The sequence below is a fragment of the Lentzea sp. NPDC004789 genome (genome assembly GCF_053601075.1).
Genome location: NZ_JBSGBE010000006.1, coordinates 128,371 through 142,237, shown reverse-complemented (window position 1 = coordinate 142,237; position 13,867 = coordinate 128,371). Strand labels below are relative to the sequence as shown.

Annotated in this window: 15 protein-coding genes; 9 read left to right on the top strand and 6 right to left on the bottom strand. The window is 67.6% G+C overall.

What is annotated here, in order from left to right; genetic code table 11:
- Positions 1 to 137 precede the first annotated feature (137 nt).
- The 4 genes from ACWEIJ_RS15845 (at position 138) to ACWEIJ_RS15830 (ending at position 3,918) form a co-directional block, all read left to right on the top strand.
- Positions 138 to 428 (top strand): hypothetical protein, encoded by a 291-nt coding sequence (locus ACWEIJ_RS15845; RefSeq protein ID WP_355444120.1) that lies wholly within the window; start codon positions 138 to 140, stop codon positions 426 to 428.
- A gap of 101 nt (positions 429 to 529) precedes the next feature.
- Complete coding sequence (locus ACWEIJ_RS15840) at positions 530 to 1,294, top strand: hypothetical protein (RefSeq protein ID WP_449837895.1); 765 nt, start codon at positions 530 to 532, stop codon at positions 1,292 to 1,294.
- 9 nt (positions 1,295 to 1,303) lie between these two features.
- Positions 1,304 to 3,172 carry a fumarate reductase/succinate dehydrogenase flavoprotein subunit gene (locus ACWEIJ_RS15835; protein WP_449837894.1) on the top strand — a complete coding sequence of 623 codons (1,869 nt, stop codon included), beginning with the start codon at positions 1,304 to 1,306 and terminating at the stop codon, positions 3,170 to 3,172.
- Entirely contained in the window at positions 3,169 to 3,918 is a 750-nt protein-coding gene (locus ACWEIJ_RS15830; protein ID WP_355444129.1) for a succinate dehydrogenase/fumarate reductase iron-sulfur subunit, read from the top strand. Before ACWEIJ_RS15835 ends, ACWEIJ_RS15830 begins: the two co-directional genes overlap by 4 nt.
- Here ACWEIJ_RS15830 and ACWEIJ_RS15825 read toward each other — a convergent pair.
- Positions 3,905 to 4,552 carry a response regulator gene (locus ACWEIJ_RS15825; protein ID WP_449837893.1) on the bottom strand — a complete coding sequence of 216 codons (648 nt, stop codon included), beginning with the start codon at positions 4,550 to 4,552 and terminating at the stop codon, positions 3,905 to 3,907. The genes ACWEIJ_RS15830 and ACWEIJ_RS15825 overlap by 14 nt on opposite strands.
- Before the next feature lie 136 nt (positions 4,553 to 4,688).
- Between ACWEIJ_RS15825 and ACWEIJ_RS15820 the strand changes: the two genes are divergently transcribed.
- Positions 4,689 to 4,967 (top strand): hypothetical protein, encoded by a 279-nt coding sequence (locus ACWEIJ_RS15820; protein WP_355444134.1) that lies wholly within the window; start codon positions 4,689 to 4,691, stop codon positions 4,965 to 4,967.
- A gap of 54 nt (positions 4,968 to 5,021) precedes the next feature.
- Here the strand turns inward: ACWEIJ_RS15820 and ACWEIJ_RS15815 are convergent, their stop codons facing one another.
- The 4 genes from ACWEIJ_RS15815 to ACWEIJ_RS15800 form a co-directional block, all read right to left on the bottom strand.
- A complete protein-coding gene (locus ACWEIJ_RS15815; RefSeq protein WP_449837892.1) occupies positions 5,022 to 5,879 on the bottom strand; it encodes an amino acid ABC transporter permease in 858 nt (285 codons plus the stop codon).
- The gene (locus ACWEIJ_RS15810) at positions 5,876 to 6,523 is read right to left on the bottom strand and encodes an amino acid ABC transporter permease (RefSeq protein ID WP_449837891.1); all 648 of its coding nucleotides are present in this window, start codon (positions 6,521 to 6,523) and stop codon (positions 5,876 to 5,878) included. The genes ACWEIJ_RS15815 and ACWEIJ_RS15810 overlap by 4 nt, the downstream gene beginning before the upstream one ends.
- A gap of 78 nt (positions 6,524 to 6,601) precedes the next feature.
- Positions 6,602 to 7,492, bottom strand: coding sequence for a glutamate ABC transporter substrate-binding protein (locus tag ACWEIJ_RS15805; protein WP_449837890.1), 891 nt, complete (start codon positions 7,490 to 7,492; stop codon positions 6,602 to 6,604).
- A gap of 39 nt (positions 7,493 to 7,531) precedes the next feature.
- Positions 7,532 to 8,260 carry an amino acid ABC transporter ATP-binding protein gene (locus tag ACWEIJ_RS15800; protein WP_449838193.1) on the bottom strand — a complete coding sequence of 243 codons (729 nt, stop codon included), beginning with the start codon at positions 8,258 to 8,260 and terminating at the stop codon, positions 7,532 to 7,534.
- A 159-nt stretch (positions 8,261 to 8,419) separates the two neighbouring features.
- On the opposite strand from ACWEIJ_RS15800, the gene ACWEIJ_RS15795 reads away from it, so the two are divergent.
- The gene (locus tag ACWEIJ_RS15795) at positions 8,420 to 9,097 is read left to right on the top strand and encodes a response regulator transcription factor (RefSeq protein WP_355444146.1); all 678 of its coding nucleotides are present in this window, start codon (positions 8,420 to 8,422) and stop codon (positions 9,095 to 9,097) included.
- Positions 9,098 to 9,170: 73 nt separating this feature from the next.
- Positions 9,171 to 10,556 (top strand): sensor histidine kinase, encoded by a 1,386-nt coding sequence (locus ACWEIJ_RS15790; RefSeq protein WP_449837889.1) that lies wholly within the window; start codon positions 9,171 to 9,173, stop codon positions 10,554 to 10,556.
- Between the two features lie 160 nt (positions 10,557 to 10,716).
- Here the strand turns inward: ACWEIJ_RS15790 and ACWEIJ_RS15785 are convergent, their stop codons facing one another.
- Positions 10,717 to 11,631 carry a TAXI family TRAP transporter solute-binding subunit gene (locus ACWEIJ_RS15785; protein WP_449837888.1) on the bottom strand — a complete coding sequence of 305 codons (915 nt, stop codon included), beginning with the start codon at positions 11,629 to 11,631 and terminating at the stop codon, positions 10,717 to 10,719.
- A gap of 208 nt (positions 11,632 to 11,839) precedes the next feature.
- Between ACWEIJ_RS15785 and miaB the strand changes: the two genes are divergently transcribed.
- Complete coding sequence (gene miaB / locus ACWEIJ_RS15780; protein WP_449837887.1) at positions 11,840 to 13,321, top strand: tRNA (N6-isopentenyl adenosine(37)-C2)-methylthiotransferase MiaB; 1,482 nt, start codon at positions 11,840 to 11,842, stop codon at positions 13,319 to 13,321.
- Positions 13,318 to 13,785: an Rv2732c family membrane protein gene (locus ACWEIJ_RS15775; protein ID WP_449837886.1), complete on the top strand. Its 468-nt coding sequence runs from the start codon at positions 13,318 to 13,320 to the stop codon at positions 13,783 to 13,785. The genes miaB and ACWEIJ_RS15775 overlap by 4 nt, the downstream gene beginning before the upstream one ends.
- Positions 13,786 to 13,867 lie beyond the last annotated feature (82 nt).

Genomic DNA, 13,867 nt, shown 5'->3' with positions numbered 1-13,867 from the left:
AGTCATGGCTGGTCGTCGACACAAAAACGATTCAGTAGCTGGGAAGGATCCAGTTTTGAATCTTGGCGTGTGGTGCTTGTCACATGGCTTGAGATTGGGCAGAGTGCGGGGCACGACCTTGGAACGGAGGTGTCCCCATGACGTCCACGGAGATCGTCGAACTGCGCCGGGTCATCGGTCAGATGCGGCACTGCGTCAGCTCGCTGCGCGCCAGGTACGGCGACGTGGCAGCGGTGCAACGCCTTGCCAACGACGTTGAACGCATGGACATCGACGCCACCGAACTCGTCGACCTCAGCACCCCGAGGCAGCGCGAAGCACCTCAAGTGGAACGCGAGGTCGTGGTCGTGCCCGACACGCCCTACGACGAGTCGTTGTGGAAGGACGCGGACGACGAAGGACTCGGTGGGTACCGCCACCGGACCTGACCCGATCCGACATCACGGCCCTCGCAGACCGCGGGGGCCGTCCTGTTGTTTTTTCGGACAGCGTGCTTCCACAACGGCGTGGACCCCCAGAAAGGTGAGTAATGGCGAGGGCAGAGATCGCCGCCAGGACTCTGCGCACGGACCGATGGTGGTTGCCGCCGCTGACGACATTCGTCGGCCTGCTGCTCATCTCGATCTACGCGGCGTTCCGCACGTTCCAGGGGGACTACTACTGGGTCGACCAGTACCACTACCTCACACCGATGTACTCGCCCTGTCTGAGTGAGGAGTGTCTGCCCGCGGCCTCGCACTTCGGCCAGCCGCTGCCCGCGCTGCCGGGGTTCCTCACGCCGCCGGTGGTGATCATCCCGTTCCTGCTGGGGTTCCGGATCACCTGCTACTACTACCGCAAGGCCTACTACCGGGCCGCCTGGGCGTCGCCGCCCGCGTGCGCCGTGGCCGAGCCGCACAGCAAGTACACCGGTGAGACCCGGTTCCCGTTGATCGCGCAGAACCTGCACCGCTACTTCTTCTACGCGGCCTCGATCCTGCTGCTGATCAACGTCTACGACGCGATCGTCGCGCTGGGCACCGGTCTCGGGCTGGGCAACGTCATCCTGCTCGTCAACGTGGGCCTGCTGGGCGCGTACACGCTGTCGTGCCACTCGTGCCGCCACATCGCGGGCGGGCGGCTCAAGCACTTCTCCAAGCACCCGGTCCGGTACTGGATGTGGACGCAGATCTCGAAGCTGAACAACCGCCACATGCTGCTGGCGTGGGCCTCGCTGATCTTCGTCTGCCTCACCGACCTCTACGTCGCGCTGGTCGCCTCGGGAACGATCTCCGACCTCCGCTTCATCAACTAAGGAGTGGTTTTGCCCGAGCTGGAAAGGCATTCGTTCGACGTTCTCGTGATCGGCGCGGGTGGTGCCGGGTTGCGTGCCGCGATCGAGGCCCGTGAGCACGGCATGCGCACGGCGGTGCTCTGCAAGTCGTTGTTCGGCAAGGCCCACACGGTGATGGCCGAGGGCGGCATCGCCGCCGCCATGGGCAACGTGAACTCGAGCGACAACTGGCAGGTGCACTTCCGCGACACCATGCGCGGCGGCAAGTTCCTCAACAACTGGCGGATGGCCGAGCTGCACGCGCAGGAGGCGCCGCAGCGGGTCTGGGAGCTGGAGACCTACGGCGCGCTGTTCGACCGCACCAAGGACGGCCGGATCTCGCAGCGCAACTTCGGCGGCCACGAGTACCCGCGGCTCGCGCACGTCGGTGACCGCACCGGCCTCGAACTGATCCGCACGCTGCAGCAGAAGATCGTGTCCTTGCAGCAGGAGGACTTCAAGGAGTTCGGCGACTACGAGGAACGCCTGCGGGTGTTCCAGGAGTTCACCGTCACCGACCTGGTCAAGGACGGCGACCGGATCGCCGGCGCGTTCGGCTACTGGCGTGAGTCCGGCCGGTTCGTGCTGTTCGAGGCACCGGCGGTGATCCTCGCGACCGGCGGCATCGGCAAGTCGTTCAAGGTCACCTCGAACTCCTGGGAGTACACCGGCGACGGCCACGCGCTCGCACTGCGCGCGGGCGCCTCGCTGATCAACATGGAGTTCATCCAGTTCCACCCCACCGGGATGGTCTGGCCGCCGTCGGTCAAGGGCATCCTCGTCACCGAGTCGGTGCGCGGTGACGGCGGCGTGCTGCGCAACTCCGACGGCAAGCGGTTCATGTTCGACTACATCCCCGAGGTGTTCAAGGACAAGTACGCCGACAACGAAGAAGAAGCCGACCGCTGGTACACCGACCAGGCCAACAACCGGCGCCCACCGGAGCTGCTGCCGCGCGACGAGGTGGCGCGCGCGATCAACTCCGAGGTCAAGGCCGGGCGCGGCTCACCCCACGGCGGCGTTTTCCTCGACGTGTCAACGCGTCTGCCCGCGGAGGAGATCCGCCGCAGGCTGCCGTCGATGCACCACCAGTTCAAGGAGCTGGCGGACGTCGACATCACCGCGCAGCCGATGGAGGTCGGCCCGACCTGCCACTACGTCATGGGCGGCGTCGAGGTCGACCCGGACACCGGATCCTCGTCGGTGGCAGGGCTCTACGCCGCCGGTGAGGTGTCCGGCGGCATGCACGGCTCGAACCGGCTGGGCGGGAACTCGTTGTCGGACCTGCTCGTGTTCGGCCGGCGGGCCGGCGCGGGTGCCGCGGAGTACGTGCGGGCGCTGGAAGCCCGTCCGGTGGTCGCGGAGGACTCCGTCACCGAGGCCCGCGCGACGGCGCTCAAGCCGTTCCAGCACGAAGGCGGCGAGAACCCGTACACGCTGCACATGGAGCTGCAGCAGTCGATGAACGACCTCGTCGGCATCATCCGCCGCGCCGGCGAGATGGAGGAAGCGCTGCAGCGGCTGGAGAAGCTCAAGGAGCGGGCCCGGTCGCTGACGGTCGAGGGGCACCAGCAGTTCAACCCCGGCTGGCACCTCGCGCTGGACCTGCGCAACATGCTGCTGGTGTCGGAGTGCGTGGCGAAGGCGGCACTGCTGCGCACCGAGTCCCGCGGCGGGCACACCCGCGACGACCATCCGGCGATGGACGCCGAGTGGCGACGGAAGCTGTTGGTGTGCAACGTCTCCGGCGACGGCGTCACCGTCGAGGAGAAACCGCAGATCCCGATCCGCCACGACCTGCTGGACCTGTTCGACCGCGCCGAGCTGGAGAAGTACCTCACCGTCGAGGAGTTGTCATGAGCTACCAGGGGAAGTTCCGGGTGTGGCGCGGTGACGACTCCGGTGGCGGGCTGGAGGACTTCACCGTCGAGGTCAACGAGGGTGAGGTCGTGCTCGACATCATCCACCGGCTGCAGGCCACGCAGGCGCCGGACCTCGCGGTGCGGTGGAACTGCAAGGCCGGCAAGTGCGGGTCGTGCTCGGCGGAGATCAACGGCCGGCCGCGGCTGATGTGCATGACCCGGATGTCGGTCTTCGAGGAGTCGGAGACGATCACGGTCACGCCGATGCGGACGTTCCCGATCATCCGCGACCTCGTCACCGACGTGTCCTTCAACTACACCAAGGCGCGCGAGGTCCCGTCGTTCGCGCCGCCGAAGGACCTGGCGCCGGGCGAGTACCGGATGCAGCAGGTCGACGTGGAACGCTCGCAGGAGTTCCGCAAGTGCATCGAGTGCTTCCTGTGCCAGAACACCTGCCACGTGGTGCGTGACCACGAGGAGAACAAGGAGGCGTTCTCCGGGCCGCGGTTCCTGATGCGGGTGGCGGAGCTGGAGATGCACCCGCTCGACACGGCCGACCGCGTCGACCAGGCACAGGACGAGCACGGCCTCGGGTACTGCAACATCACCAAGTGCTGCAGCGAGGTGTGCCCCGAGCACATCCACATCACCGACAACGCGCTCATCCCGATGAAGGAACGCGTTGCCGACCGCAAGTACGACCCGATCGTGTGGCTCGGCAACAAGCTGTTCAAGCGGTCCTAGCGACCGGCTGCGGCACGACCAGCCGGGACTCGTAGGCCATCACCACGGCCTGCGCCCGGCTGGTCAGCCGCAGTTTCGTCATCACGCGGTTGAGATGCGTCTTCACCGTTCCCTCGGTGACGCTCAGCCTCGTCGCGATCGCGGTGTTCGTCAGCCCGGTGCCGACGAGCCGCAGCACCTCGCGTTCGCGTTCCGTCAGCTCGTCCAGGCCGACCGAACCCCACGGCGACGCGGTGGTCTCACCCCTGAGGTACGCCTCGACGAGCCGGCGCATCACCGTGGGGCTGAACTGCATCTCGCCGGACGCCACCGCGTTGATCGCGGCCAGCAGGCGGGCCGGCTCGGATTCCTTCAGCACGAACCCCGCGGCGCCCAGGCGCAGTGCCTCGTGGACGTACTCGTCCAGGTCGAAGGTCGTCAGCACGAGCAGCGGCGCCGTGGTCGCGACGCGTTTGAGCGCCGTCAGTCCCGGCAGGCGGATGTCGAGCAGGATGACGTCCGGTCGGGACGACTCGGCCAGCCGCACGGCGGTGTCACCGTCGGCGGCCTCGCCGACGACGGTCATGTCCGGTGTGGCGTTCAGCAATGCGACCAGTCCTGCTCTGAACAACGGCTGGTCGTCGACAACGAGCACGCACGTCACAATGTCCCTCACTCATGTGACGTCACCGCGGTAGATCCCCCCAACTCGAAGCGTACCGCGAAAGTTGACGAGAGATCCACTGTTCGTGAGACGACCGGCTTCCCTTCGCGTCGCTAGGTTCCGCAGCATGCGAACAGCATCGGATGACCTGCTCGCCGCGCGCACGATCACCGCCGACGGCTCGGACGTCTACCTGCGGGTCACGTCCAGTCCCGTCGACCTGGAGATCCGGTGGTACCGCGACGGCGACCAGCGGGTGGCGGGCAGCCCTGTCCTGTTCCCCGCGGGGGATCGCGCCCGGCGGCGCATCGGCTCGAACTTCCGCGCCGGCACCACGTTCCACCTCGCTGTCGTGGGCAGCGAGCAGGACTGGCGCGGCGTCGTCGACTGGAACGTCTACTCCTGATACGCCGAACGGGCGCGTCCGATGTGGACACGCCCGTTCGGAGTTGCGGGGAAGTCAGACCGCTGCCATCTCGGGAACCTCGTCGGCGTCCACGTGGATGACCTTCTTGTTGCGCCGGTTGCGCTTCTCCAGGTAGGTCGCGAGCCACGTCAGCAACAGGCACAGTCCGATGTAGATCACGGCGACGACGATCATCACCGAGATCATCGGCCGGCCGAAGTTCACCGCGTCGCCACCGATGCGGGTACCCCACCTCAGCAGCTCCTCGAACGTGATGAGGAAGCCGAGCGCGGTGTCCTTCAACAGCACCACGAGCTGGCTGATGATGGTCGGCAGCATCGCGCGCAACGCCTGCGGCAGCAGCACGAACGTCATCACCTGGGTCTTGCGCATGCCCAGCGCGTACGCGGCCTCGCTCTGCCCCCTCGGCAACGAGTTGATGCCCGCGCGGAAGATCTCCGCGAGCACCGAGCCGTTGTAGAGCATCAGGCTCAGCACGACCGCCGTGAACGCGCTGAGCTTCACGCCGGTCGCCGGAAGGCCGTAGTAGAAGAAGAACATCATGATCACGAGCGGGATCGCGCGGAAGACCTCGACGATCACCGCCGCCGGCGTGCGCACCCAGGCGTGGTCGGAGAGCCGGGCCGCCGCGAAGACCGCGCCGAACGCGAGCGCCAGCACAGCACCGAAGGCGAAGGCGGACAGCGTGTTGCCGATCGCCTCGACGAGCGAGAGCTGGATCTGCTTGTAGTTGATCCAGTCGAGCCTGCGGGCGGAGAACTGGTCGGTGGCGACGAAGCGCATCACCACGTACACCAGCGCCGCGAGCACCACCGCGATGCCGACGACGGCCATGACCTTGTGACGCACGCGGGCTTTCGGGCCCGGGACGTCGAACAGCACCATGCTCATCGGGCCACGCTCCACCGCTTCTCGAAGACCTGCTGCACGTACGTCAGCGGCATGACCAGGATGACGAACCCGAGCGCCACCCACAGGAGTCCGAACAGGACGTTCTCACCCTGCTCCGACAGCGACTCGCGGATGTTGCCCGCCTGGAAGACGGCGAAACCCGACGCGACGGTCGTGTTCTTCAGCAACGCGATCATGGTGCTCGTCATCGGCGGCACCACCGAGCGCAACGCCTGCGGCAGCACCACGTTGCTCAGCATCTGCACGAACGTCAGGCCGAGCGCGCGCGACGCCTCGGCCTGGCCGACCGGCACCGTGTTGATGCCCGACCGCACGACCTCGCAGACGAACGCCGCCGTGTAGAGCGACAGCGCCACCACCGCGGCGGTGTACTCGTCGATCTTCACGATCTCCAGCAGCGGGTACGCGAAGACGAAGAACACGAACACCAGCGTCAACGGCGTGTTGCGCAGCACCGTCACGTACAGCGTGCCGATGCCCCGGAACACCGGCACCGGGCTGACCCGCAGTGCCGCGAGGAGCGTGCCCAGCACCAGCGACAGCACAGCGGAGATCGCGAAGAGTTGGAGTGTCTGTCCGAACGCGCTCAGGAACAGATCTAGGTGTTTGGTGAGGACGCTCATCGGTTTCCTTGCCGTCGTCCGCCTTGAAAGGAACGGCCGGTGGACCCACGTGGGATCCACCGGCCACGTGAGAGACCGTCAGTACCGGTCGATCTTGGGCTTCTCCGCGGACGAACCGGACTTGCCCAGCGTGCCGTCGTAGATCTTCTGCCAGGTGTTGTCGTCCAGCGAGGCCTGCAGGATGTCGTTCACCTTGTCGCGCAGGGCCTTGTCCTCCTTGGGCAGGCCGATGCCGTACGGCTCGCTGGAGAACGGCTTGCCGACGACCCTCAGCTTGCCCTCCTCGGCGGCGGCGTAGCCCTTGAGGATCGCGTCGTCCGTGGTGACCGCGTCGACCTCACCGTTGAGCAGCTTGGTGACGCACTGCGAGTAGCCCTGGAACTCGAGGACGTTGGAGGCCTCGGTCAGGTTCTCGTCCTTGATGCGCTTGGCCGGCGTGGAGCCGGTCACGGAGCAGACCTTCTTGCCCTTGAGCGTGTCCTTGCCGGTGATGTCGGTGTTGTCCTTCTTCACCAGCAGGTCCTGACCGGCGACGAAGTACGGTCCGGCGAAGCCGACCTTCTCCTTGCGGCCCGCGTTGATCGTGTACGTGCCGACGTAGTAGTCGACGTCGCCGTTGATCAGCGCCTGCTCACGCGCGGCGGACTGGATCGTCTTGAACTGGATCTTCTCCGGGTCGAAGCCCAGCTTCGCGGAGATCAGACGCGCGATGTCGATGTCGAAGCCGCTGTACTTGTTCGTCGTCGGGTCCTTGTAGCCCAGACCCGGCTGGTCCTCCTTGACACCGACGACGAGGTTGCCGCGCGCCTTGGCCTTCTCGAACGTGGGCGAGCCGTCGACCTTGACGTCCTTGGCGACCTCGAACAGGCCGGTGGGCGCTCCCTGGCCGCCAGGGGTGCCCTCCTTGCCACACGCGGTCAGGGCCAGTGCGCCCGTCAGCAGCACCGCCGCAAGGGTGCGAACCCTCATCGTCCTTCTCCTGCCATTCGTCCGTAAGTGGGCTGACTACTAGTGAGTCAGGATCTTGCCAAGGAAGTCCTTCGCGCGGTTGGACTTCGGGGCCGAGAAGAACTCTTCCGGGGTGGAGTCCTCGACGACCTCGCCGTCGGACATGAAGATCACCCGGTCCGCGGCCTTGCGGGCGAAGCCCATCTCGTGCGTGACGACGAGCATCGTCATGCCGTCCTTGGCCAGGCCCGTCATGACGTCCAGGACCTCCTGGACCATCTCCGGGTCGAGCGCGGACGTGGGCTCGTCGAACAACATGACCTTGGGCTTCATCGCGAGCGCGCGGGCGATCGCCGCACGCTGCTGCTGCCCACCGGAGAGCTGAGCCGGGAACTTGTCGGCCTGGTTGGCGATCCCGACCCGCTCCAGCAGTTCCATCGCGGTCTTGCGGGCGTCGGCCGCCGCGGTCTTGCGCACCTTCACCGGAGCGAGCATGACGTTCTCGACGATGGTTTTGTGCGCGAAAAGGTTGAACGACTGGAACACCATGCCGACATCGGCGCGCAGGCGTGCCAGTTCCTTTCCTTCGGCGGGAAGAGGCTGCCCGTCCACCTCGATGACACCGGAATCAATCGGCTCGAGGCGGTTGATGGTCCGGCACAGGGTCGACTTACCGGAACCCGACGGCCCCAGCACGACCACGACCTGCCCCTTCGGCACCTCCAGCTGCACGTTCTTGAGGACGTGCAACGGGCCGAAGAACTTGTCCACACCCGCCACACGAATCATCGGCGGGGCAGAGGCGGCAGTCATCCAGTCCTCCATTTGGGGTCGTCGGCGTTGGCGGAAACCTAGGTGTCCGCCACCACACCAGTCCAGGACATTGAGCAAGACTTAGGGTCTCAACTCTGTCACAGGCAGACATCGGTTGCCCGGGAGGTAGCGAAAGTGCGCGTGCTGCTCGTCGAGGACGACGACAGGGTCGCCGAGGCCTTGGTCCCAGCGCTGACCAGGCGGGGTTTCCACGTGGATCGGCAGGCCACGGGCCGCGGCACGCTCGACCGCCTGACGGGCGTCGACGTGGTGCTGCTCGACCTCGGCCTGCCCGACATGGACGGCGTGACGCTGTGCCGTGCGATCAGGGCCGCGTCCGACGTCGCGATCATCGTCGTGTCGGCGCGAGGGGAGATCGACGACCGGATCCTCGGCCTGCACGCCGGGGCGGACGACTACCTGGTCAAGCCCTATGACGTGGGCGAGCTCGTCGCTCGCGTGCACGCCGTGCGGCGCCGTCGCGGTGCCGATCCGGTGGGAGTCGGGGCGGTGTCCACGGAGGTGTTCGAGACCGGCGACGTGCGGGTCGACCTGGGGCGCCACGAAGTCACCGTCGCGGGTGAACCCGTGGCCCTTTCGCGCAAGGAGTTCCAGGTGCTCGCGCTGGTGATGGCGGCGGGCGGCGCGGTGTGCACGCGGGAGCGGATCCTCGCCGAGGTGTGGGGGCGCACGTGGTCCGGTGCCAACCGCACGCTGGACGTTCACGTCGCGACGTTGCGGACGAAGCTCGGCCGCCCGGCCCTGCTGGAGACCGTGCGCGGCGTCGGCTACCGGCTGGGTCAGGCGTCGTGACCGGGCTTCGCCGCGGTGATCCCGATCGGGGGATCTTTTGGCGGCGCACCGGTCTGGGACGAGGTGACCGGTCGTGAGGTCCCGGCTGCTGGGCGTGGTGCTCGCCCTGATCGTGCTGGTGCTCGTCGGTCTCGGCGTGCCGCTGGGACGCGGGGTGGCGGCCGCGGAGCAGCAGGAGATGTTCCTCGACCGCCTCACCGACACCAGCCGGTTCGCGTCGCTGGCCCAGCGGCCGCTGATCGACGACAAGCCCGACCTGATGCGGGCCGAGCTGGAGCGCTACACCGACGTCTACGACATCGGCGTGGCCGTGGTGACCCGCGACGCGCCGACCGTGGCGGTGGTGGCCTCCCGCAACGACCTGGCGCTCGGCGACAGCGCCGTGCAGGACCTCGTGAGCAAGGCGCTGGCCGGACGGCTGCCGGTGGCGCCGCCGTTGTTCATGCCTTGGAGTGACACCAAATTGGTGCTCGCCGAACCCGTTCTGGTGGACGGCGAGGTGCGCGGCGCGGTGATCACGTTCTCGCCGACGTCCAAGACGCGCTTCGAGGTGCTGGCGTGGTGGGGCCTGCTGCTGGCGGCGTCGCTGCTGGTGCTGGCGCTCGCGGTGCTGCTGGCGCTGCCGGTGGTGCGGTGGACGTTGCGGCCGGTGCAGGCGCTGGACGACGCGACCGGGAAGTTGCTCGCCGCCGTGGTGTCCGGACGTCCGGTGCCGCCGGTGGGCGCGGAGAGCGGGCCACCGGAGCTGCGGCAGCTGTCGCGGTCGTTCGACCAGATGGCCGCGAACGTCAGCGATGTGCTTGCCGCGCAACGTGCCTTCGTCGCCGACGCCTCGCATCAGCTGCGGAACCCGTTGACGGCCCTGAAGCTCCGGCTGTCCAACCTGGAGGGTCACGTCGACGCCGAGGCCGAGGTGCACCAGGTGGAGGCGTTGAGCGAGACCGATCGGCTGAACCGGATCCTCGACGAGCTGCTCGCCATGGCCCGCGCGGAGTCCAGTTCGGTCGACCCGGTGCCGGTCGACGTCGACAAGTCCGTCGCGGCGCGTCTTTCGGCGTGGCAGGCGGCGGCGACGGCCAAGGAGGTCCACCTCGTGCTCGACGGTGAGCGCGTCGGCATGGCCCTCGCGCCTCCGCGCGGTGTGGAGACGGTGCTCGACGCGCTGCTCGACAACGCGTTGAAGTTCACGCCGGAGGGCACGTTGATCGTGGTCGACGTGCGGAAGGCCGACGGCGTCGTGCGCCTTTCCGTGGCGGACCACGGGCCCGGTCTGCAACCCGACGAGCTCGAACGCGCCACGGACCGGTTCTGGCGCAGTCCGGCCCACCAGAACGTCCCCGGCTCCGGACTCGGTCTCTCGATCGTGCGCCTCGTCGTCGAACGCGTTGACGGCACCGTCCGCCTCGAATCACCCGAGGACGGCGGCCTGAAGGTCATCATCGAGCTGCCGGCCGTCTGATATATCGGATATTGGATACTGCCGCCCTATCCCGTATCCAATATCCGATATATCGGTTGTTGGATATCGGTTGCTGAAATGCGATATATCGCGGTGAGGGGCTGCGCCGATATCCGATATCCAACATCCAATATGTGATATCCGATATATCAGTGGCGGCTCAGACCTTGGCTTCGCGGTAGTAGCGCATGGCGCCGGGGTGCAGCGGCACCGGTGATGTCTCGATGGCCGACCGCTGCTCGATCGTCCGTGCCGCGGAGTGGGCCTTCACCAGCTCGGGCTGTCCCTCGAACAGCTGCCGCACCAGCGCCTCGGCCACGTCGTCGGGCATCTTGTCGGTGACGAGCAGGAAGTTGCGCACCACGAGCGTGATGACGGGCCCGGACTGCAGGTTGTAGGTGGAGGCGGGCAGCGTCGCGGACCCGTACACCGAGTACTGCTGGCGGAAGGCCGGAAGGTCGTCCTTCAGGTCGAGCATCCGGACGCCGAGCTCCTTGGTGAGCTGCGTGATGGCCCTGGTCGGCAGCCCGCCCGACCAGAAGAACGCGTCGAGCCTGCCCTCGCTCATCGCCTGGACCGAGTCGTCGAGACCGAGGTTGAGCTGCTGCGGGGTGACGTTCGCGGACTTCAGCAGCCGGCGCGCGATGATCTCGACACCCGACTCCTTGCCGCCGATCGACACGCGCAGGCCGGAGAGCTGGCTGAGCTTCGTCACCGGCAGGTCGGAGCGGACGATCACCTGCAGGTAGTCGTCGTGCATCCGGGCCAGCGCCCGCAGCTGGGAGGAACCCGGCACCCCGTCGAGCGCGTCGGCCTGCGAGAAGCCCACCTGGGCCTGCCCGTTCACCAGGCGCAGGACGTTGTCCTTCGACCCGGCGGTCGCGACGACCTGGGGGCGCACGATGCCGAGGCGGCCGCTCCAGATGTCCGCGAGGCTCTTGCCGAGGGTGTAGTAGACGCCCCCCTCGGGGCCCGTCGCCATGGTGATCTTGACGTCTTCGAGCGTGCTGCCACACCCCGTCAGGACCGTTGCGGCGGTCAGCAGGCTCACGGCGGCATGCAGTCGTCCCAGCACCTGCGCATCGTGCCACGCGGGCGTTCTACGCTTGCACCCGACGAAAGGTTGGTTGCGGTGACTCCAGGTCACCTGAGGTGCACTCAGGGTCGCCGCAGTGAATGATCTTCGCCCGCGTGCCGGATTGTCGCAGTACCGGGCGATCAAGCTGGTCCAGCAGTGGCGACCGTGGCGCGAACCGCTGCTAACCAGGGGATATGGTGACCAAGTGAGCGCGTCGCATGGCCTGAAGAAGTACTCGATCAAAACGTTCGGCTGCCAGATGAACGTGCACGACTCCGAGCGGCTCGCCGGTCTGCTCGAGGACGCCGGCTACGCGAAGGCCGCCGAGGACGAGCAGGCCGACGTCGTCGTCTTCAACACCTGCGCGGTCCGCGAGAACGCCGACAACAAGCTGTACGGCACGCTCGGCCACCTCGCCCCGCAGAAGGCCGCGAAGCCCGGCATGCAGATCGCCGTCGGCGGCTGCCTCGCGCAGAAGGACCGCAGCGAGATCGTCCGCCGCGCCCCGTGGGTCGACGTCGTGTTCGGCACGCACAACATCGGCTCGCTGCCGGTGCTGCTCGAACGCGCGCGGCACAACGAGGAGGCGCAGGTCGAGATCCTCGAGGCGCTGGAGACGTTCCCCTCCTCGCTGCCCGCCACCCGCGACTCCGCCTACTCGGGCTGGGTGTCGATCTCGGTGGGCTGCAACAACACCTGCACGTTCTGCATCGTCCCGTCCCTGCGCGGCAAGGAGAAGGACCGCCGCCCAGGTGACGTCCTCGCCGAGGTGCAGGCGCTGGTGGACGAGGGTGTGCTGGAGGTGACGCTGCTCGGCCAGAACGTCAACTCCTACGGCGTCGAGTTCGGCGACCGGTTCGCGTTCGGCAAGCTGTTGCGCGCCTGCGGTGGCATCGAGGGCCTGGAGCGCGTGCGGTTCACCTCGCCGCACCCCAAGGACTTCACCGACGACGTCATCGCCGCCATGGCCGAGACGCCGAACGTGTGCCACCAGCTGCACATGCCGCTGCAGTCCGGTTCGGACCGCGTGCTCAAGGCGATGCGCCGCTCGTACCGCACCGAGAAGTACCTGGGCATCATCGACAAGGTCCGGGCGGCCATGCCGGACGCCGCGATCACCACCGACATCATCGTCGGCTTCCCCGGTGAGACCGAGGAGGACTTCCAGGGCACGCTCGACGTGGTGCGCCGGGCCAGGTTCTCGTCCGCCTTCACGTTCCAGTACTCCAAGCGTCCCGGCACGCCGGCCGCCGAGCTGGCCGACCAGCTGCCGAAGGCCGTTGTGCAGGAACGCTTCGACCGTCTCGTCGCGCTGCAGAACGAGATCACCCACCAGCTCAACATCGAGCAGGTCGGCCGCACGGTCGAGGTGCTCGTCGCGACCGGTGAGGGCAAGCGCGACGCCGAGACCCACCGCATGAGCGGCCGCGCCCGCGACGGACGCCTCGTGCACTTCACGCCCGGCGCCACGGCCCCGCGTCCGGGCGACGTCGTCGAGACCGTCGTGACCTACGCGGCCCCGCATTACCTCGTCGCGGACGGCGAACCGCTGTCGTGGCGCCGCACCAAGGCCGGTGACCGCTCCGAGGCGGGCATCAAGCCCAAGACCGCGGGCGTGGGCCTCGGCCTGCCGTCGTTCGGGGCTCCCGCGCCGCTGCCCGCCGTGTCGGGGTGCTCTGCCCAGTGAGCGAGGAGGAGTACCTGCGCAAGGAGATCGACGCGGTGGAACAGCAGGCGGCCAAGCGCATCGATCCGGGTACGGGGGCGCTGACGATCTCGATCGCCGTGCTGGCGTTGCTGGTGTCGCTGGTGCTGCCGTGGGTCGGCGACACCACGGGCCTGAACGTCGTGCTCGGTGAGTCGACGAGCTTCGTGCCGCGGTTGTTCTCGTTCTTCGCGCTCGGCATCGGCGTGCTGGGGTCCGGCGTCACGCTGGCGGTTCGCCGCTGGGGTCTGGCGTGGGTGTGCGCGCTAGGCCTGTTCGCGGGGTCGGTGACGGGTGTGCTGTCGATCTGGACGCAGCAGACGACCACGAGCAACAAGGCGATCGGACCCGGTCCCGGCGTCGGCCTGATCATCGCGGTGATCGCGGTGATCGTGCTGCTGGCGAAGTGGGTCAGGATCGCGGCTTCCCGTCCGCCCAAGCTCTGACAGGCCGCTGCGGGCACGACGTTGCTGGTCGGCGCTGCCGAGTTCGCGCGCGAGCGCGAGCCCGCTGCGGTAGTGGCCGCCG

What these genes read in the sequence shown, in the direction of transcription:
- ACWEIJ_RS15845 (WP_355444120.1), top strand. Translation starts at nt 138, where the DNA reads ATGACGTCCACGGAGATCGTCGAACTGCGCCGGGTCATCGGTCAGATG.
- ACWEIJ_RS15840 (WP_449837895.1), top strand. Translation starts at nt 530, where the DNA reads ATGGCGAGGGCAGAGATCGCCGCCAGGACTCTGCGCACGGACCGATGG.
- ACWEIJ_RS15830 (WP_355444129.1), top strand. Translation starts at nt 3,169, where the DNA reads ATGAGCTACCAGGGGAAGTTCCGGGTGTGGCGCGGTGACGACTCCGGT.
- ACWEIJ_RS15820 (WP_355444134.1), top strand. Translation starts at nt 4,689, where the DNA reads ATGCGAACAGCATCGGATGACCTGCTCGCCGCGCGCACGATCACCGCC.
- ACWEIJ_RS15815 (WP_449837892.1), bottom strand. Translation starts at nt 5,879, where the DNA reads ATGAGCATGGTGCTGTTCGACGTCCCGGGCCCGAAAGCCCGCGTGCGT.
- ACWEIJ_RS15810 (WP_449837891.1), bottom strand. Translation starts at nt 6,523, where the DNA reads ATGAGCGTCCTCACCAAACACCTAGATCTGTTCCTGAGCGCGTTCGGA.
- ACWEIJ_RS15805 (WP_449837890.1), bottom strand. Translation starts at nt 7,492, where the DNA reads ATGAGGGTTCGCACCCTTGCGGCGGTGCTGCTGACGGGCGCACTGGCC.
- ACWEIJ_RS15800 (WP_449838193.1), bottom strand. Translation starts at nt 8,260, where the DNA reads ATGATTCGTGTGGCGGGTGTGGACAAGTTCTTCGGCCCGTTGCACGTC.